Annotated in this window: 20 protein-coding genes; 6 read left to right on the top strand and 14 right to left on the bottom strand. The window is 66.0% G+C overall.

Annotated elements, in window-relative coordinates; translation table 11 throughout:
- Window positions 1–69 precede the first annotated feature (69 nt).
- A complete protein-coding gene (locus AAHM44_RS07640; RefSeq protein WP_342249572.1) occupies window positions 70–507 on the top strand; it encodes a cupin domain-containing protein in 438 nt (145 codons plus the stop codon).
- A gap of 1190 nt (window positions 508–1697) precedes the next feature.
- Here the strand turns inward: AAHM44_RS07640 and AAHM44_RS07635 are convergent.
- From AAHM44_RS07635 to relB, 11 genes are all read right to left on the bottom strand, one after another.
- The gene (locus AAHM44_RS07635) at window positions 1698–2123 is read right to left on the bottom strand and encodes an OsmC family protein (RefSeq protein ID WP_184169077.1); all 426 of its coding nucleotides are present in this window, start codon (window positions 2121–2123) and stop codon (window positions 1698–1700) included.
- Window positions 2124–2200: 77 nt separating this feature from the next.
- A complete protein-coding gene (locus AAHM44_RS07630) occupies window positions 2201–2605 on the bottom strand; it encodes a glycine zipper 2TM domain-containing protein (RefSeq protein WP_184169076.1) in 405 nt (134 codons plus the stop codon).
- A 67-nt stretch (window positions 2606–2672) separates the two neighbouring features.
- A complete protein-coding gene (locus AAHM44_RS07625; protein WP_342249571.1) occupies window positions 2673–3077 on the bottom strand; it encodes a hypothetical protein in 405 nt (134 codons plus the stop codon).
- Between the two features lie 92 nt (window positions 3078–3169).
- The gene (locus AAHM44_RS07620; protein ID WP_342249570.1) at window positions 3170–3703 is read right to left on the bottom strand and encodes a DUF3617 domain-containing protein; all 534 of its coding nucleotides are present in this window, start codon (window positions 3701–3703) and stop codon (window positions 3170–3172) included.
- 182 nt (window positions 3704–3885) lie between these two features.
- A complete protein-coding gene (locus AAHM44_RS07615) occupies window positions 3886–4041 on the bottom strand; it encodes a hypothetical protein (protein ID WP_269572771.1) in 156 nt (51 codons plus the stop codon).
- Window positions 4038–4247: a hypothetical protein gene (locus AAHM44_RS07610; protein ID WP_184169072.1), complete on the bottom strand. Its 210-nt coding sequence runs from the start codon at window positions 4245–4247 to the stop codon at window positions 4038–4040. The genes AAHM44_RS07615 and AAHM44_RS07610 overlap by 4 nt, the downstream gene beginning before the upstream one ends.
- 98 nt (window positions 4248–4345) lie before the next feature.
- A complete protein-coding gene (locus AAHM44_RS07605; protein WP_184169071.1) occupies window positions 4346–4558 on the bottom strand; it encodes a cold-shock protein in 213 nt (70 codons plus the stop codon).
- A 180-nt stretch (window positions 4559–4738) separates the two neighbouring features.
- Window positions 4739–5185: a hypothetical protein gene (locus AAHM44_RS07600; RefSeq protein WP_342249569.1), complete on the bottom strand. Its 447-nt coding sequence runs from the start codon at window positions 5183–5185 to the stop codon at window positions 4739–4741.
- Window positions 5170–6276, bottom strand: a complete 1107-nt coding sequence (locus AAHM44_RS07595; protein ID WP_342249568.1) for a hypothetical protein — start codon at window positions 6274–6276, stop codon at window positions 5170–5172. Before AAHM44_RS07595 ends, AAHM44_RS07600 begins: the two co-directional genes overlap by 16 nt.
- A 206-nt stretch (window positions 6277–6482) precedes the next feature.
- Window positions 6483–6755 carry a type II toxin-antitoxin system RelE/ParE family toxin gene (locus tag AAHM44_RS07590; protein ID WP_269572768.1) on the bottom strand — a complete coding sequence of 91 codons (273 nt, stop codon included), beginning with the start codon at window positions 6753–6755 and terminating at the stop codon, window positions 6483–6485.
- Window positions 6755–6931 (bottom strand): type II toxin-antitoxin system RelB family antitoxin, encoded by a 177-nt coding sequence (gene relB, locus AAHM44_RS07585; RefSeq protein ID WP_342249567.1) that lies wholly within the window; start codon window positions 6929–6931, stop codon window positions 6755–6757. Before relB ends, AAHM44_RS07590 begins: the two co-directional genes overlap by 1 nt.
- Window positions 6932–7135: 204 nt before the next feature.
- On the opposite strand from relB, the gene AAHM44_RS07580 reads away from it, so the two are divergent.
- Together AAHM44_RS07580 and AAHM44_RS07575 are read left to right on the top strand one after the other, a co-directional pair.
- Window positions 7136–8317, top strand: a complete 1182-nt coding sequence (locus tag AAHM44_RS07580; RefSeq protein ID WP_342249566.1) for a DUF262 domain-containing protein — start codon at window positions 7136–7138, stop codon at window positions 8315–8317.
- A gap of 246 nt (window positions 8318–8563) precedes the next feature.
- Complete coding sequence (locus AAHM44_RS07575) at window positions 8564–8935, top strand: hypothetical protein (RefSeq protein WP_342249565.1); 372 nt, start codon at window positions 8564–8566, stop codon at window positions 8933–8935.
- A gap of 43 nt (window positions 8936–8978) precedes the next feature.
- Here the strand turns inward: AAHM44_RS07575 and uvrA are convergent, their stop codons facing one another.
- Entirely contained in the window at window positions 8979–11933 is a 2955-nt protein-coding gene (uvrA, locus tag AAHM44_RS07570) for an excinuclease ABC subunit UvrA (RefSeq protein ID WP_342249564.1), read from the bottom strand.
- A 203-nt stretch (window positions 11934–12136) separates the two neighbouring features.
- On the opposite strand from uvrA, the gene AAHM44_RS07565 reads away from it, so the two are divergent.
- Window positions 12137–13822, top strand: a complete 1686-nt coding sequence (locus AAHM44_RS07565; RefSeq protein ID WP_342249563.1) for a hypothetical protein — start codon at window positions 12137–12139, stop codon at window positions 13820–13822.
- Here AAHM44_RS07565 and AAHM44_RS07560 read toward each other — a convergent pair.
- Window positions 13819–14271, bottom strand: coding sequence for a vgr related protein (locus AAHM44_RS07560; RefSeq protein WP_269572761.1), 453 nt, complete (start codon window positions 14269–14271; stop codon window positions 13819–13821). The genes AAHM44_RS07565 and AAHM44_RS07560 overlap by 4 nt on opposite strands.
- Before the next feature lie 31 nt (window positions 14272–14302).
- On the bottom strand, window positions 14303–14941 hold the full coding sequence (locus tag AAHM44_RS07555; protein WP_342249562.1) for a hypothetical protein: 639 nt from the start codon (window positions 14939–14941) through the stop codon (window positions 14303–14305).
- 158 nt (window positions 14942–15099) lie between these two features.
- Here AAHM44_RS07555 and AAHM44_RS07550 point away from each other — a divergent pair, with 158 nt between their 5' ends.
- Complete coding sequence (locus AAHM44_RS07550) at window positions 15100–16674, top strand: ABC-F family ATP-binding cassette domain-containing protein (protein ID WP_342249561.1); 1575 nt, start codon at window positions 15100–15102, stop codon at window positions 16672–16674.
- Between the two features lie 81 nt (window positions 16675–16755).
- The gene (locus AAHM44_RS07545) at window positions 16756–17433 is read left to right on the top strand and encodes a CDP-alcohol phosphatidyltransferase family protein (RefSeq protein ID WP_269572758.1); all 678 of its coding nucleotides are present in this window, start codon (window positions 16756–16758) and stop codon (window positions 17431–17433) included.
- The last annotated feature ends 72 nt before the right edge of the window (window positions 17434–17505 follow it).

The raw sequence follows: 17505 nt of genomic DNA, 5'->3' as shown, positions 1-17505 counted from the left end.
GTAACGTTCCTGATCCAGATCAGGTTTCATGAACGCAAAACTACGTGCCGTTCATCGGAAAGGAAGGCAATGGATCCCGCCAAGGCGATCATCGAAAAGCTCGGTTTAATGCCGCATCCCGAGGGTGGCTGGTACCGCGAGACCTGGCGGGCCGCGCCGGGGAGCGATGGGCGGTCCAAGGGAACCTCCATCCATTTCCTGCTCGAGCAGGGGCGGCGCTCGCACTGGCACCGGGTCGATGCCGAGGAATGGTGGCTGTGGCACGCCGGTAGCCCGCTCGATCTCCACATCGCCGACGCCGCCGATGAGAATCCGGTGACGACCCGGCTTGGCGGCGACCCCACCCAAGGCTATGCGCCCCAGTGCCTGGTCCCGGCGAGTCGCTGGCAGGCGACCGAAGCGCCACATGGATGGGCGCTGGTGAGCTGCATCGTCGTGCCAGGCTTCGATTTCGCCGGGTTCGAATTGGCGCCTCCCAACTGGTCTCCGCGTAATAATATTACCTAGTTGTCCACGTTATCCACAGTTTGCACAAGTCTGCAGGCCTGTTTTCCACTTTGCGCGACTCGGGTTCGATGACACCATCATAACTGTAAGCGGAACAGTCCGGCGGCGGGAAACCAAAGCAAGATCAGAAGCTTACACGGGCCGGAAACGGTGCAGGTGCCTTCGGGAAACCGCATTCGGGAACGGCTTGGGGATGCGAAGCCTCGGAATGTCGCAGGATCGAAGTGCCGCACAGGCGCTGCCAAGATCCTGAGGGACGCCGGAGCCCGGATCGACCGGGAAGCGACCTATGCTGCGCAAGCAGGGTGCGTCGTGGAAGCCGAGAGCGGCACGCAAGTGTGGCTGGAGGCGAGCACGGAAAGCGGCACGCAAGTGCTGGTGGAAATGCGAGTGACGGGTCCATGCAAATGGGCTCCGGAGCGGAAGCGGAAGGCGATGCGCAAGCATGGCCCGATGCGGACGGACGATACGGAAAGGGTGCGGAACCCTGGTTCGCGGGGATGGGCGCGCAAGCGGCCGGATCCGGGAACGAAGGAACGGACCGCCGGGAGATTTGGCCAGCCGGAAGTCCTGCGCAAGCAGGGTGGAAGGACGGAGCGGATCGAGCGGAGCAACAGCATCCGAACATTGCTTCCGATTTCCGGTCCCGGCCGGAGAGACGAAGCGGGCCGCCGAGGCTGGTAACCGCAGCGCTTCCCTCGGGACGCGTGGAGAACGGCCAGCCTCGACGACCGGACCGAAGCTCGCTTGCCCTTGCCGGCGCGGGCCGAGGAGCCGCCGAAACCATGCCGAAGATCCGTCCGGGTCCACGGCAGCAGTCCGGCGACACGGGGCCTGGCAGCAATGCCGGGCCCCTTTTGCGTTTGGGGTCGGTGGTTTCCGAATGAGGAGAGAGGCGTTTGGGCAGATGGAGACCGACCTAGTCCAATTGCATCCTTGTTCCCCGGCGAAGGCCGGGGCCCAGTTGCCATGTCGCCGGATAGGTTTGACCGCCCCAACCAGCTGCGCTGAAACTGGGCCCCGGCCTTCGCCGGGGAACAAGTAAAAGCGCCGGGGCACGGATAGATCGCGGACAGGTATTGCGCACGGACCTTCCGTCCGCGTCGCGCAAAAGATCAGGGAATGAGATCGGACCGACTGCTCCACCGCCATGGTGGAGCAGCCGAAATCCTACATTGCAAGCAGCCCGATCAGACCAGGGTAGCGTCGAGCTTGCTCTCAGCCTTGAGCAGCTTGGAGACCGGGCAATTGGCATGGGCGCCGGCGGCCAGGGCCTCGAACTGTTCCTGGGCCAGGCCCGGGACGCTGGCCTTGAGCGTCAGGTCCGAGCGGGTGATGGTGAAGCCGTCGCCATCCTGCTCGAGCTTCACGGCGGCGCTGGTCTCCAGCGAGCCTTCGCTGAACCCGGCCCGGGCCAAAGCGAAGCTGAGCGCCATGGTGAAGCAGCCGGCATGTGCAGCGGCGACGAGTTCTTCCGGATTGGTGCCAGGTTCATCGCCGAAACGCGTGTTGAAGCCGTAGAACTGGTCGGTCAGCACCCCGGACTGGGTGGTGATGTGGCCCTTGCCTTCCTTGCCAAAGCCTTCGTAGCGGGCAGTCGCGGTACGGGTCGTCATCTTCTCGGTCTCCCTCTTGGCCGGACCCCCAATCTAGGGCGTCGGGGGCCCGGCTTGAAGGCTACCCTTTCGAGTAATCAGCGGCAGCGGACCTCGCCCTTGTCGACCGAGGTGCCGACCGCGCCGCCGGCCGCCGCGCCGATCAGTGCGCCGAGCACTTCCGAGCCACCGGGGGCAATGATCGCGCCGAGCACGCCGCCGGCTGCTGCGCCGACCACCAGGCCGGTGGTGCCGTCCGAGCGGCGGCAATAATAGCGGCCGTCCTGGCCCCGATAGACCCGGTCATTCCGGCTCAGTCGCTGCTCGCGATAGTTGCGGCCCTCGCGGTAATAGCGGTCGGCATAATAGCCGTTATAGGCGGGGTCCGGGCGGTTATAGTCATAGTCCCGATAGCCAGAATAACCGCTGCCGGGGCCGGCGCCATATTCGGTGCAGCCGGCCAGCGCCGTCGCCGCGGCGAGGCCGAGGATCAGGGTGCGCATCTTGTCTCTCCTCCATGAACCCGCTCGCTTGCGGAATGCACGGGAAGGCAGAAAAGTTTCGCCTGCATCATGAGTTTACGTCCATCCCGGCGGTAGCCAGGGCAGGGCGGAACTGCTCGCGCTCCGAGGCCGGCACCGGGGCGGTGGGATCGGGGCGGAAGGCGTCGATGGCCCGCTCCGACCCGTCGGGATGCGTGTCGCCGAGCAGGTCCGTCGGAACGATGCCCTCGCTCGGACGGCGGAAGATGCGCCATGCCCCGAAGGCGGCTGCTCCCAGCACCGTGACGGCGAGCGCGCCGATGGCGGCGACGCCGGCGGTGTGGGCCGAGCGGGGCGCCGGTGCCGGCGCCTTCGCCGCCGGGGCCTTGGCCTTGCGGGCCGCGGGTTTCTTGGCGGCGGTGGTGGTGCCGCGCTTCGCCGGGGTGCGTTTGGCTGGCGTCGGATTGCTGCTCGGCTTGCGGGTGGTGGCCATTGAAATTCCTCGTTACCTCAGAGTGTTTCGGCCAGAACGGGCGGGCGGGGCGACTGTTCCGAGGCCCCGCCGACCCAAACCAAGATCTCCGCTCAGCTCTTCTCCTTGCCCGTGCACTCGCCGGTGCGCCTGGCGTCGATGGTCGACGACATCTTGCCCATCGGGCCGGCCTCCGCCGTGGATTCGATGTGGTAGCTGTCGGCCGAATAGATGCCCTTGACCGTCATCACCCGCTTCTGGCCCTGCGCCTCGCAGGTCAGCTTGGCGTCGATGGTGCCGCCGGCCATGGTGTAGTGGTCATAGCGGCAGCTCTGGTCGCCGCCGAACATCGCCGCCTTGGGCGATTTCACATCGGCTTCGGTGACGCAGGTGGTCGCCTCGACCCCCTTGCTCGCCGCTTCCTTCATCTTCTGCACGGTCTCGGGCGGCATCTTGTCCATGCCCGGCATCTCGAGATTGACGGTGGCCTTGCTGGTCCACTGGCCCGGCCGGATGAAATTGCCGGACCCTTGCGCCGCCGCCACCTTGTTCGAGACTTCCTCGACCGAGGCATTGGTTGCGGTGACGCTGGGACCGGAATTGCAGGCTGCCAGGATCACCGGCAGCAGAACAGCGATACGCTTCATGGACATCCCCTTGTTGCTTAGGATTTGCCCCGCCCCGGGCCGGAACATAGGCGCCATGGGGACGGGAGCGAACCACCGCTGCGCTCGGCTGGTCGCGGTCTGAGACCGGACGGGCGGATGCGCCGGGGACGAAGCGAATGCTGGGCGGGGCCGGTCGAAGGCCCCGGAAAATGCCGGCCTGGTTAGCCGAGCACCTCGAGCACAGCGGCGCGGGCAATGGCGCGCTGACGCCTGGCATCGAGGGGGAAGAGACGGCGGTGGAGCGGGACAAAGGCCTCGAAAGGCTTGCTCGCACCGCGGGTAATCTGAGTTTCGTGTACGCGATTGAAAAAGTTCATGTAGTTTCCTGTGTTATTGTCTGGACGGCCGGACTTGCCGCCTCTCGTGCAATGCGCGAGCGGGCGACCTGTTCCTGGCGGAGCGCCATATCGAGCCAGGCCGCCTCTGCCCGCAGCCGCTGTTCGCGGACATTGTCGAGCGTCGCTGCCTCGGCCTCGGCGCGGCATTTCGCCGCCTGAGCCCGGTAATCGGGTTGGTTTGCCACTTGTGCGTTCTCCAAGAGAGGACGTGGGGTGGCGGCGCCCCCTAAAGGGGGACTTTGGGGACGCCGCCGGACGGCCGAGGCCGCCTGTTCGGTGTCCGTTATTCAGCCGGCGACAGGTTCGCTGCCGATGCCCGGCCGCGCTTGTCGTTCTCCAGCTCATAGTTCACGCGCTGGTTCTGGCTGAGCGTGCCCAGCCCCGAACGCTCGACGGCGGAGATATGGACGAAATGGTCCTGGTTCCCGCCGTCCGGCGTAATGAAGCCGAAGCCCTTGACTGCGTCGAAGAACTTGACGGTTCCGGTGTGGCTCATGCGATTCTTCCTTGTGTTATCGGCCGCGCCCAGTGCGAGCGGACCTCGCGCTGCAAGGGGCAGAAGGAAGGAAGAGGGGCCGCAAAGCGCCGAAAACCGTCGATGTGCGACTGTAGCAGATGTTAGATGGGGTGCTGGCGCCGCAATACAAGGGGCGGCTTTTTCTTCCCCGTGCCATGCTCAATAGCCGTCGAGCATTTCCGCGAGGAAGGGATTGGACTGTACCAGCGCCCAGAACGGCCCCTTGAGCAGCGCCCAGGCAAGGCTGAGCACCAAGGGCGCCAGCACCGTCGCCACCAGCAGGATGCGCAGCCGTCGTCCCTCGAACTCCCAGCCATTGGGCAGCGTGAGCCGGCCGCGCAGCCAGATGCCCGCGGCCAGGACGAGCGCCACCATCACGAACGGCATCGCCGGCCAGATCCAGGCGGTGAAGCGTGCCGGCAGATGGCCGAGCCAGATCGCCAGCAGCGGATAGATCAGGAAAGGGAAGCAGAAGACGAAGCAGATCACCGCGTACATGACCTTGGCGCCGGCGATCCCCTCATTCTCGCGCGCCGCCCGCGCCGCGGTCTCTGCCTCGATCCGCGCGATGCGCTCGAGATCCTCCGGTGTCAGCTGCTCGGGCATGCGCCTGTCCCCTCTTCCCCGGCGCCAGTGTAGCCGGTGACGGCGGCGGCGCCAGAGGGTTGCGCGGGCGCCGGGGCGAGCACCGCGAACCAGCGGTCGCGCGCGGCGCTCTCCGCCACGCGCTGCGCCGCGATCTCGGCCAGGCGCGGTGCCTCGACCAGTTCCTCTTCCTCGACGGTCAGCTCGCGGGAGTAATCGTCGTCGCCATAGCTGCCGTCCTCCTCGCCGTGGAAATCGGCGGGCGGGGGGAAATCGGTGCGCCACTTCTCGTCGCCGCCGTCCCACCAGACGCGGGGTTCGTCCTCGGGCGTGTCGGGGGCCTCGGGGAAATCTTGAATCGCTTGAGTCTCCATGCGTGCGGGCGCGGGGGCGAGCGCGACCAGACCGGCGGCTTCGGCGCGGGCCCAATCGGCGGCGGACCATTGGTCGCGGGCGGCGGGATCGAGATCGGCGAGCGGTTCGGCGAGGTCGGTGTGGGTGCGCAGCCAGTGATCGGCGCGGGCGAGGGTGCGGAGGGGCGCGAGGTCGTCCTCGCCGGCGGGCTCGATCCGGTGTGCGAGGAACAGGCCGGCGCGGGCCGGGCCCATATCCTGGCCGAGCAGATCGAGATAGGCATCGAGCTCCTGTGCGACGAGGCGGGCGGCGGCATGGGTGGTTTCCCGCGCCGCCTTGTCGGCCAGGCGATCGAGCCGGTTGAGCATCGCCATGCCGAGCCGGTTGTCGAAGCGGTGGCGCTCGACCTCGCTGCCATCGGGGCGGGTGATCGTCTCGATATTGCCGTGGAGCGCGCGCTCCATCAGCGCATCGGCCAGCACGCTGCGCGCGTGGAGCGCGGCCGCCTCCCAGCCGAGCCGGAACTGCGCGCCGCGCGTGGAGAGGCGGAAGGCATAGGCCGATTGCTGGCTGAGCCCGACCAGCCGGCACGCCTGGCCGACCGTGGCCCCCTCGGCGATCGCGCGCAGGAAGGTCGCCTGGCTGGCGCCCGACCAGCCGGAAATCCGCTGCGAGGGAGACTTGGTGTACTCGTCGACGGGCAGGGCGATCACGTCCGGGTCGCCATAGGGCGGCAGGAATTCCTGATGCTTGGTCATGGTGGCGGTCCTCTCCTTGGTTGAGGACCGTTCAGATATGCTGGAACGGGGGCTGTAGGACAGCGGTTTGTTTATGGTTTGTTCTTTTCTGTTGGCGTGTTGCGCTGGCACTGTTGTTCCCCGGCGAAAGCCGGGGCCCAGGGTAACAAAGCGGGACGGCAGAGAAACCCTGGGCCCCGGCCTTCGCCGGGGAAGCGAAGGGGGTGCTAGGGATAAAGCTGGCGGGCGTGGAAGACGGCCATCACCTCGATGATCTCGGCGACGCGATAGATCAGGATGTAGTTGGGATGGACAACCGCCTCGCGGGTGCCGGGAACACGGCCGGGCCGATAGGCATGGGAATGCGCGGGCAACTGGTCCGCGGTGCTGCGGATGGCATCGCCGATCCGCCGCGCGGCTGACGGGTTACGTGCTTCGATGAAATCGATGACGGTCTCAAGATCCTCCAGCGCCTCAGGGTGCCAGAGGTGCGGGAGCATCAGTCTTGCGCGTGACGATCGAGGATGGCCTGCATCCTTGCCATGACTTCTTCATGCGGGATGCCGGGCGCCTTGTCTGCCAGCCGGGCTTCGACCTTGGCGCGGAACCACGCATCATAGGCTTCTTCCTCCTCCGTGGAGGCGAATTCCGAGACGATGGGCGAGAGCTTTGTCATGCGGGGAATATAGCGGTTCGCGGAGGGGGGGGGAAGGCGGGCAAGCGGAACCTTGTCCGGAATGGAGGAGGTCGGCGCATAGCAATGCGGCGGAGTTGCGGAAGGCGTGGGTCGATTGCCAAGTGAGTCTGGCAACCCGGCAGACCTAACGACTATTTCTAGCGTAAGCTTGACCTTAGGTGCGTCCTCGTACAGCCTTATTTTATGACCGATAGCGCGCCAGAACCTGAATTCGAGAGTGAGCTCGCTCCTCTTGATCAACAGGAAGACGAAGAAGATGTATTGGGCAGCCGCAGCCTTACTCGATTCGACGCTGCAATATCGTCCACTGATTGGACGACTGAAACCGTTATTAGTCAGCTTCGAAAGGGGAATATATTCTTAGATCCTGATTTTCAAAGAAGGGATGCTTGGAATATTCCAAGGAAGAGTCAGTATATTGAAAGTCTTATACTCGGCATACCTACTCCGCAGATTATTCTAGCCGAGCGCCGTGAAAGGCGCGGTTCGTATATTGTTATTGATGGAAAGCAGCGGCTTCTCTCGCTCCGGCAATTTGCGGCCGATGTAGGAGATCAAGAGTTTGTGCCCTTTAAACTTAAGGGGCTCAAAATGAGATCGGATCTAAATGATCAGTCTTATGGAGACATATCGAATAATTTATTCGTGTCTTCCGCGCCAGATTTTGAGAACGCGACTATCCGGACTGTAGTAATTAAATCTTGGCCTTCGGAAGAGTTTCTATACGAAGTATTTCTTCGTATCAACAGTGGTAGCGTGCAGCTTTCTCCCCAAGAGCTCCGTCAAGCTCTTCATCCTGGGCCATTTACCACCGCCCTAAATCAGTATGTTATTGAAAGTAAAGTGCTTCAAGATATGCTTGGTTTGAGGCATCCAGATTTTCGTATGAGAGATAATGAAATAACTCTCCGGTTTATAGCATTTAAGATTTTTCTGAAGTATTATAACGGAAATCTTAAAGCTATACTTGATAGTACGACAAAATCTCTTAACGAGGATTGGGAAAATTTGGAATCGTCGGTACGCGATTTGCTCAAGAGCATGGAGCGTGCGATCATGATAACGAAGCAAATTTTCGGTAAGGATGCTTTTAAAAAGTGGAATGGATTCCATTACGAAACACGCATCAATAGAGCTGTTTTTGATGTAATGGCTTATTATTTTTCTGATGATGCAATAGCAAGTCTTGCGATTAATCGCGTTAACGAAGTCGTGGATGCGTACAAATTACTTTCTGGTGATTGGAGATTTGCTACATCTGTGAGCGGAACCACCAAGAGTGTTGAGTCTGTGCACTACAGATTTAGTTTGTGGGCTTCTAAGTTGAGTGAAGTTCTAGGCACTCCTATATCTTCCCCAATTTAGATTATGCGATCTCAAATTCTTAGAAGGCTTGAAAAGAGGTATTGGGAATTGCGAATGCAATTTCTACCAAGAAACTTTTCAAAGATCGGATCTTATACTGATGCTCAGTATAGAAGTGCTGCGGCGTTTAGGGTGTTGTTCCATTCGGAACTCGAGACTCATTTCGAAAACTTGGCGCTAGCTGCGCTCGATGAAATCGACGCGCGGATTAGATCAGGTGTAGCATGTAGGGGAGGTGCTGCGCTGATGACCCTGTACAGATCGGATCAAATGGGTGGAATGCCCACTCAAATAAGTGAATTTGATAATAGGTCGTTCGTAAAGAAATCTCAGTTAGCTTGTATTCATGAGCTTAAAAAACGAGTTCAGGCGAATAAAGGTGTTAAAACATACAATGTGCTTTCCATGTTTGTGCCTTTGGGTTTGGATGAGACTGCAGTCGAAGAGCAATTATTTATAGATTTAAATACTTTTGGAGCTAGGCGTGGAGATGTAGCCCATAGAGGATTGCACGCTATAATGACTTTGCCAGACCCAAAGGAGGATAAGATCCTTTCTGAAAGGATCATTTCATCTTTGGAGAATTTTGAGGCGCATCTCGCTACAGCGACTCTGTAGATTATATGGGTGTTATCGGTAGTCGGCCTTTGGGATAGCAAAACTACTCCGCCGCCACGCTCTCCCCAACCGCGCGCTTCCCCAGCAACGGCGCCAGATACTTCCCCGTAAAGCTCCGCGGTTCCTTCACCACCTCTTCCGGCGTGCCTTGGGCGACGATCTCGCCGCCCTTGACGCCGCCTTCGGGGCCGAGGTCGAGGATGAAGTCGGCGGTCTTGATGACGTCGAGATTGTGCTCGATCACCACCACTGTGTTGCCCTGCTCGACCAGCGCGTGGAGCACTTCCAATAGCTTGCGGACGTCCTCGAAGTGCAGGCCCGTCGTGGGTTCGTCGAGGATGTAGAGCGTGTTGCCGGTGGCGCGGCGGGCGAGTTCCTTGGCGAGCTTGACGCGCTGCGCCTCGCCGCCGGACAGGGTGGTCGCCTGCTGGCCGACCTTGACGTAACCCAGGCCGACTTCGGCGAGCATCGCCATCTTGTCGCGGATCGGCGGGACCGCCTTGAAGAACTCGACTGCGTCCTCGACCGTCATGTCGAGCACATCGGCGATGCTCTTGCCCTTGAACTTCACTTCGAGGGTTTCGCGATTGTAGCGCGCGCCGTGGCAGACGTCGCAGGTGACATAGACGTCGGGCAGGAAGTGCATCTCGATCTTGAGCACGCCGTCGCCCTGGCACGCCTCGCAGCGGCCGCCCTTGACGTTGAAGCTGAAGCGGCCGGGCTTGTAGCCGCGCGCCTGCGCCTCGGGCAGGCCGGCGAACCAGTCGCGGATGCTGGTGAAGGCGCCGGTGTACGTCGCCGGGTTCGAGCGCGGGGTGCGGCCGATCGGCGACTGGTCGATGTCGATCACCTTGTCCAAGTGCTGGAGGCCGGTGATCTTGTCATGCTTGCCGGCGAGCAGGCGGGCGCCGTTGAGCTGGCGCGCGGCGGCGGCATAGAGCGTGTCGATCGTGAAGCTCGACTTGCCCGAGCCCGAGACGCCGGTGATGCAGGTGAAGGTGCCGAGCGGGATGCTCGCGGTGACGCCGCGCAGATTGTTGGCGGTGGCGTTCTCGACGGTGAGCTTCTTGCCGGTGCCCTTGCGGCGCTTCTTCGGGACCTCGATCTCGCGGGTGCCGTTGAGATAATCGGCGGTGACGCTGCCCTTGGTGTTGAGGATCTCGTCGAGCGTGCCGCGCGCGACGATCTCGCCGCCATGGACGCCGGCGCCCGGGCCCATGTCGAGGATATAGTCGGCGCTGCGGATCGCATCCTCGTCATGCTCGACGACGATCACGGTGTTGCCGAGGTCGCGCAGGCGGCGGAGGGTGGCGAGCAGCATGTCGTTGTCGCGCTGGTGGAGGCCGATGCTCGGCTCGTCGAGGACGTAGAGCACGCCGGACAGGCCGCTGCCGATCTGGCTGGCGAGGCGGATGCGCTGGCTCTCGCCGCCGGACAGCGTGCCCGAGGTGCGGTTCAGGTTGAGATAGTCGAGCCCGACATTGTTGAGGAAGCCGAGCCGCTCGTCGATCTCCTTGAGGATCGCGCGGGCGATCTCGCGCTGCTGGTCGGTGAGCGTGGCGGGGAGCTTCTCGAACCAGGCGAGCGCGTCGACCACCGAGAGGCGGGTGGCGTGACTGATGTCCTCGCCGGCGATCTTGACCGCCAGCGCCTCGGGCTTGAGGCGGGCGCCGTGGCAGACCTCGCAGGGGTGCGCGGCCTGGTACTTGCTGAGCTCCTCGCGCATGAACGCGCTCTCGGTCTGCAGCATGCGGCGGTTGAGATTGCCGATCACGCCCTCGAACGGCTTGCGGACGTCGTAGCTCTTCTTGCCGTCGATGAAGGTGAGGGTGACCGGCTTGCCGCCGGTGCCGTGGAGGATGATCAGCTGGACCTCGCCGGGCAGCTCGCGCCACGGCGTGTCGAGGCTGAAGCCGAACTCGCGGGCGAGGCTGCCGAGCACCTGCATGTAATAGGGGCTGGGCGGGTTGGACTTGGCCCAGGGCACGACCGCGCCCTTCTTGATCGACAGGTCGTGATTGGGGACGACGAGATCCTCGTCGAACACCAGCTTCTCGCCCAGGCCGTCACAGGTGGGGCAGGCGCCCTGGGGGGCGTTGAACGAGAAGAGGCGGGGCTCGATCTCGGGGATGGTGAAGCCGGAGACCGGGCAGGCGAATTTCTCGGAGAAGACGATGCGGTTGTCCGGGATGCCGGTGCCCTTCATCGCGCCGCCGGTGACGTTGAACTCGGCCCGGGCCTCCGCCACGCGGGCGCCGGTGGCCTCGGCGACGGTCGCGTCGACCAGATCCACGTACGCCAGGCCCTCGGCGAGCTTGAGCGCGGTCTCGAAGGACTCGGCAAGGCGGGTGGCGATGTCGTCCCGCACCACCAGACGGTCGACCACCACTTCGATGTCGTGCTTGTACTTCTTGTCGAGGGCGGGGGCTTCCTCGATCAGATAGGTCTCGCCGTCGATGCGGACGCGCTGGAAGCCGGCGCGCTGCCACTCGGCGAGCTCCTTGCGATACTCGCCCTTGCGGCCGCGCACGACCGGGGCGAGGAGGAGCAGGCGGGTGCCCTCGGGCAAAGCGAGGACGCGGTCGACCATCTGCGACACGGTCTGCGCGCTGATCGGCAGGCCGGTGACCGGGGAATAGGGCACGCCGACGCGCGCCCAGAGCAGGCGCATGTAATCGTAGATCTCGGTGACCGTGGCGACCGTCGAGCGCGGATTGCGCGAGGTCGTCTTCTGCTCGATCGAGATGGCAGGGCTGAGGCCCTCGATATGCTCGACGTTCGGCTTCTGCATCAGCTCGAGGAACTGGCGGGCATAGGCCGAGAGCGACTCGACATAGCGGCGCTGGCCCTCGGCATAGATGGTGTCGAAGGCGAGGCTCGACTTGCCCGAGCCGGACAGGCCGGTGATCACCGTGAGCGTGTCGCGCGGGATATCGACGTCCACGCCCTTGAGATTGTGCTCGCGCGCGCCGCGGACGGAAATGGTGGTAAGTGCCATGCCGAGGGTTCTAGCTTTGTTCTGTTGGGGTTTCTAGTGGGGAGATAGGAACGCCCGGCACAAAGCGCCAGTTGCCGGTGTTGCTTGGGATGGCGGGGTGCATCGCGCGTTCTCCGCTTCCTTTCGCAAAGCTGCACGTACATTTCACCCGCCGTTCAGCGCCCGGGGTGGAAATTTGCGCGGACATGCAGGAGGGATGGGCGATGCGGTTCGAGAGGATGTTCCGGCTGGGTATGCTGGCGGGCGTGGCGTTGGCCATGCCCGGCCTGGCGATGGCCGCGGTGCCGGTTGCGAAGGCGGCGGCACAGGCCGGCCCTCAGTCCGGACCCCAGTCCGCCGAGGACTATCAGTGGATCGACCGCGCCGATGCGCTGTGGGACGCGATCGGCGACTCGCCGCCCGACTTCGCCTTTCCCTTCGAAGGCGCCGAGCCCTGGGCCTGGCAGACGACCGACGGCTATACGATCATCGTCGAGGATGCGGGCGAGGGCGGCATCCGCAGCTATTATTTCGCGCCGGGCGCGCGCGGGCCGTTCCTGGCGGTCGAGCCGGGGATGAGCTTCGCCTATGAGAGCGGGCGGCTGGCGATGGTCTATGACGCCGATGGCGAGGCGACGCCGCGCGGCGAGTTCGGCGATTATGACGATGCCGCGGGCGACCTGTACGACCGCGCGCTGCGGCTGCGCGACGCGATGTCGGGGCGCGACTATCGCCCGGTCGATGCCGATGTCTGGATCGATACCAGCCCGCTGATCTTCAGCTTCATCCAGAGCTGGGACATCGGCCGCAGCCGCTATCCCGGCTGGGCGCGCTACCATGCGCGCAGCGACGCGGCGGCGTGGCGCCGGCGCTTCGACGCCGAGCAGCGCCGCCGGCGCGACCAGGCGCTGCGCTTCCGCCACTGGCGCGACGGCGGCTTCCAGGGCCCGCCGCCGGGCCGCTTCCACCGGCCGGACGGACCGGGCCGGCCGGGTGCGGGAAGACCGAACCAGCCGGGATCGGGCTGGTCGCGTCCGCCGGGCGGCGGGCGGCCGGGCCGGCCGGGCTGGGGCGGGCGCCCCGGCACCACGCCCGACGCACCGGGTGGCGGCACCCGCCCGCCGGTGACGCGCCCCGACAATTTCCGGCCCGACGGCACGCCGGGCTGGCGGCGCGGCCGGCCCAGCCTGCCGGCGCCGAGCGATGTCGCGCCGGATACGCCGCCGGCACCCGATGCCACGCGCCCGCCGCGCCCGCTGCCCGATGGCAGCGGCACGGGCTGGCGGCGGCCTTCGCAGCCGGGCGCGGGCAATCCGACCTGGTCGCGGCCGTCGCGCCCCGAGGGCGGCTGGCAGCGGCCCAATCCGCCGGTGGTGACGCCCATGCCGGCACCGGGCGCGCCCTCTACCGGCGACGCCACGCCGTCCCGGCCGGGCTGGAACCGACCCTCGCGGCCCGAAGGCGGCTGGCAGCGGCCGAACCCGCCGGTGGTGACGCCGGCACCGGCACCGGCGACGCCCTCGACCGGGGATGCCGCGCCGTCCCGGCCGAACTGGAACCGGCCTGCCCGGCCCGAAGGGGGCTGGAGCCGGCCCGATCGCCCCGAAGGTGGCTGGCAGCGGCCTTCGGCACCGAGTGCGACGCCTGCTCCCGCGCCGGCGGCGCCTCCGGCAGCGGACAATGCGCCGAGCCGGCCAAGCTGGTCGCGGCCCTCGCGCCCGGAAGGATGGCAGCGTCCGGCCACGCCGAGCGCGGCGCCGCGCCCGAGCTACAGCCCGCCGCCCCAGGCCGCTCCGGCGCCGCGCCCGAGCTATACCCCGCCGCCTCCGCGCACCGCCTCGCCGCCGCCGCCCCGGTCCGCGCCGCCGCGGCCGGCCAAGCTGCCCGACAAGAACCTGAGCGTCGACTAGAAGGGCAGCAGCGCTTCGTAGAGGCTGAGCGGCGCGATGCCGGGGAGATCGGCGCCGCGCCGCAGCAGGAAGGCGTGGCGGACGATCTCGGCCTGCTGCTCGATGCCGTAGCGCCCGAAGGGGCGGCCGGGCTCGAGGATATAGTCATAGCGGCAGAAGGGATGGCGCTGGAGCGGCAGGAACAGGCCAGACTGGTGCTGCCAGACATGGGCGAGTTCGTGGATGAACAGCCCCTGCAGCCCGAGCGGGGCATGCGCGAAATCCTCGCGGTAGAGCCCCGAGGCCGGGTTGAAATGGATCGTGCCGAGCGGCGCCATGGTGGTGTGCCGCGGCTGGAAGAACGCCCATTTGCGGTTCGCTACCGCCGCCCGGGCGGGATCGAGCGCGTCGCCGAACACGCTGCGGGCGAGCTCGGCTTCGCCTTGGGTGAGGGGGCGGGATCGGGCCATCCGCTCTAGATGGCGGGTGGCCGGCGGCTTGTCACCAGCTTGGCGCAGGCGTGTCGGGCCGGCAGCGGACCAGGGTGCCGCGCGGGAGGGCGCCGCGCTCAAGGCCGATGATCCGCAGGGTATGGGCGGATTTCTGCAGGGTGACGCGGGCGCAACGGCCGCGCGGGCGGACGTGCTCCGCTTCGCCAAAGGCGGCGGCATAGTCGGCTTCGTCGACGGTGAAGCTCCTGGAATAGTCGCGGAGCGTGATCTCGTAGCGGCCGGACTTGCCGCGGAAGTACACCGCCTCCGCGATCGCGAGATCGGCCTGTTTCTGGCGCAGCGGACCGTGGCCGAACTCGGCGCGTTCCTGGAGCCGTTCGAGGACGAGAATCGTGCAGGCCGTCGCCCCCAGGCCGGTCAACAGCGAGAGGAAGAAGGCTGCCACCAGGGTCTTCCAGCTCAGCGGCCTGATACCGAGCAGCACGAGCAAGCTGAGCAGCCAGCACAGCAGTCCGAGCGCGGCGGGGCCGAGGATGCTGGCCTGCGGATCGGAGGCAAGGGTATCGCTGGTGGCGGTGCCCCGGAGCAGGATCGCGCCGAGGCCGAAGAAGCACAGGAGCGAAAAGGCGATCAGGTTCAGCCGGGTGTTACGCTTCCGGCGGCGCACCTCGTCTTGCAATGTCGTCACCTGGCCCCTCCTGGGGGGCAGGCTAGCGTGCGGGTCCGGGCTTGTCATCGATCGCCCCGCGCGCCAGATAGCGCACTCGCAGTCCAACGGAGTACCCATCATGCGCCAGGAAATGACCATCGTTCGCCCGATCGTCTCGTCCTGTCTGCAGGTGCCCCATGTCCTTCGTAACCCTGGATTCGCTTTCCGCCGCAACGCCTGAGGGCAGCCGGCTCTTCGACAATCTGACGCTGGCGCTGGGGCGGGAACGCACCGGGCTGGTCGGGCGCAACGGCAGCGGCAAGTCGACCTTGCTGCGCATCGTCGCGGGCGAGATCGCGCCCGCGGGCGGCAGCGTGGTGCGTGCCGGCAGCGTCGGGGTACTGCGCCAGTCCTGGCCGGGCGACTGGCGGATCGACGAAGTGCTGGGCGTGCGCGGCGGGCTGGCACGGCTGGGCCGGGTGCTGGCGGGCGAGGGCAGCGAGGCGGACCTTGCCGAGGCGGACTGGACGCTGGAAGAGCGTGTCGAGGCGGCGCTGGCCGGCGCGGGGCTGGGCGCGATGGCGCTCGACCGGCGGGTGGCGACGCTGTCCGGCGGCGAGCGGACGCGGGTGGGGATCGCGCGGCTGCGGCTCGATGCGCCCGACCTTCTGCTGCTCGACGAGCCGACCAACAATCTCGATGCCGAGGGGCGGGCGGCGGTGATGGCGCTGGTCGAGGGCTGGCGCGGCGGGGTGCTGGTGGCGAGCCACGACCGCGCGCTGCTCGAGGCGATGGACCGGATCGTCGAGTTGACGCCGCTGGGCGCGCGGGTGTTCGGCGGCGGCTGGTCGGGCTTTGCCGAAGCACGGGAGGCCGAGCGCGGCCGGGCGGCGGCGGAGCTGGAGCGCGCGGGCGACGCGCTGCGCGGGGCCGAGGCGGGGGCGCAGCAGGCGCGCGAGCGGCAGGCGCGGCGGGATCGCGCGGGCCGGGCCTATGCCGCCAGCGGATCGGCGCCGAAGATCCTGCTGGGGCGGCAGAAGGAGCGGGCGGAGAATTCGGCCGGGCGCGGCGCCGGGGTGGGCGAGCGGCTCGTCGGCGAGGCCGGGGAAAGGCTGGCGGCGGCGCGGGCCGGGGTCGAGGTGGTGACGCCGCTGGTGATCGCGCTGCCGGCGACCGGGCTGCCGGCGAACCGGCGGTTGCTGGCGTTCGAGGATGTCGTGCTGGCGCGCGGCGCGCGGCGGTTCGGGCCGTGGCGCTTCGAGATCATCGGGCCCGAGCGGGTGGCGGTGACCGGGCCCAATGGCGCGGGCAAGACCAGCCTGCTCCGGATCGCGGCTGGCGTGCTGGCGCCGACGGGCGGCACGGTGGTGCGCGCCGAGGGGCGGGTGGCGATGCTCGACCAGCATGTCGCGCTGCTGGAGGATGGCGCGAGCGTGCTCGACAATTTCCGGCGGCTGCATCCCGACGCCACCGAGCGCGAGGCCCATGCGGCCTGCGCGCGCTTCGCGTTCCGCAACCGGGATGCGCTGAAGCCGGCCGGGGAACTCAGCGGCGGCGAGCGGCTGCGCGCGGGGCTGGCCTGTGTGCTGGGCGGCGAGGTGGTGCCGCAATTGCTGCTGCTCGACGAGCCGACCAACCATCTCGACATGGAATCGGTGGAGATATTGGAGGCGGCGCTGGCGGGCTATGACGGGGCGCTGCTGGTGGTGAGCCATGACCGCGCGTTCCTGGAAGCGATCGGCGTCGAGCGGGAGATCGCGGTGGCGCGGTGAACCGCTCTCCATTCGGGACATGTGACGCTTCTGTTACGACTATTCGATTGCCGGAGGGCAGGGCATGCCCCATAGCGCCCCATGACGACTCCCTCGGGTAACGGCGCCGCGCTGACGCGGATTCAGGAAAACTGGCTGGCACGGCACGAGCGCCGGTTGCTGATCTGGCTCTGCTCGAAGATGCCGCCCTCGGTCACCCCCGACCGGCTGACCGCCCTGGGCATGGTCGGCGCGTTCCTGGTGTTCCTGGGCTATGTCGCGAGCAACCTCTCCTCGCTGTGGCTGCTGCTGTCGCTGGCCGGCTATGCGGTGCAGTGGTTCGGGGACTCGATGGACGGCAGCCTGGCGCGGTTCCGCAAGATCGAGCGGCCCTCCTATGGCTATTTCATCGACCATAGCTGCGACGGGCTGGCCAATCTGATGATCGTGGCGGGCATCGGCCTGTCGCCCTTCGTGACGATGGACATCGCGATGATCGCGCTGGCGGGGTACCTGCTGATGTCGGTGCACGCCTTCCTGTCGGCGCGGGTGACCGGCGAGCTGCGGCTGTCCTATGTCGCCGCCGGGCCGACCGAGCTGCGGCTGATGCTGATCGCGATGACCGTGGCGATGCTGATCGTCGGGCCCGGCCGCGACCATATCGGCCCGGTGCCGGCGTTCGACACCTTCGTTGGCGCGATCGCGGCGATCCTGATCACGCTGTTCGTGGTGCAGACCGCGATCATCGGGCGGCGGCTGGCGGTGCTGGAGAAGCGGTGAGGGCTGCGTGAGGGTGGCGAGGCCATCCCACAACCTGTCACCCTGAACTTGTTTCAGGGTCCAACGTCCCAC

Origin of the sequence: Sphingomonas sp. OTU376 (assembly GCF_038440415.1) — a bacterium.
In the GTDB taxonomy this organism is placed as follows: Bacteria; Pseudomonadota; Alphaproteobacteria; order Sphingomonadales; family Sphingomonadaceae; genus Sphingomonas; species Sphingomonas kyeonggiensis_A.
The sequence above is the reverse complement of the archived record's forward strand: the minus strand, read 5'-3'. Positions and strand labels throughout refer to the sequence as shown.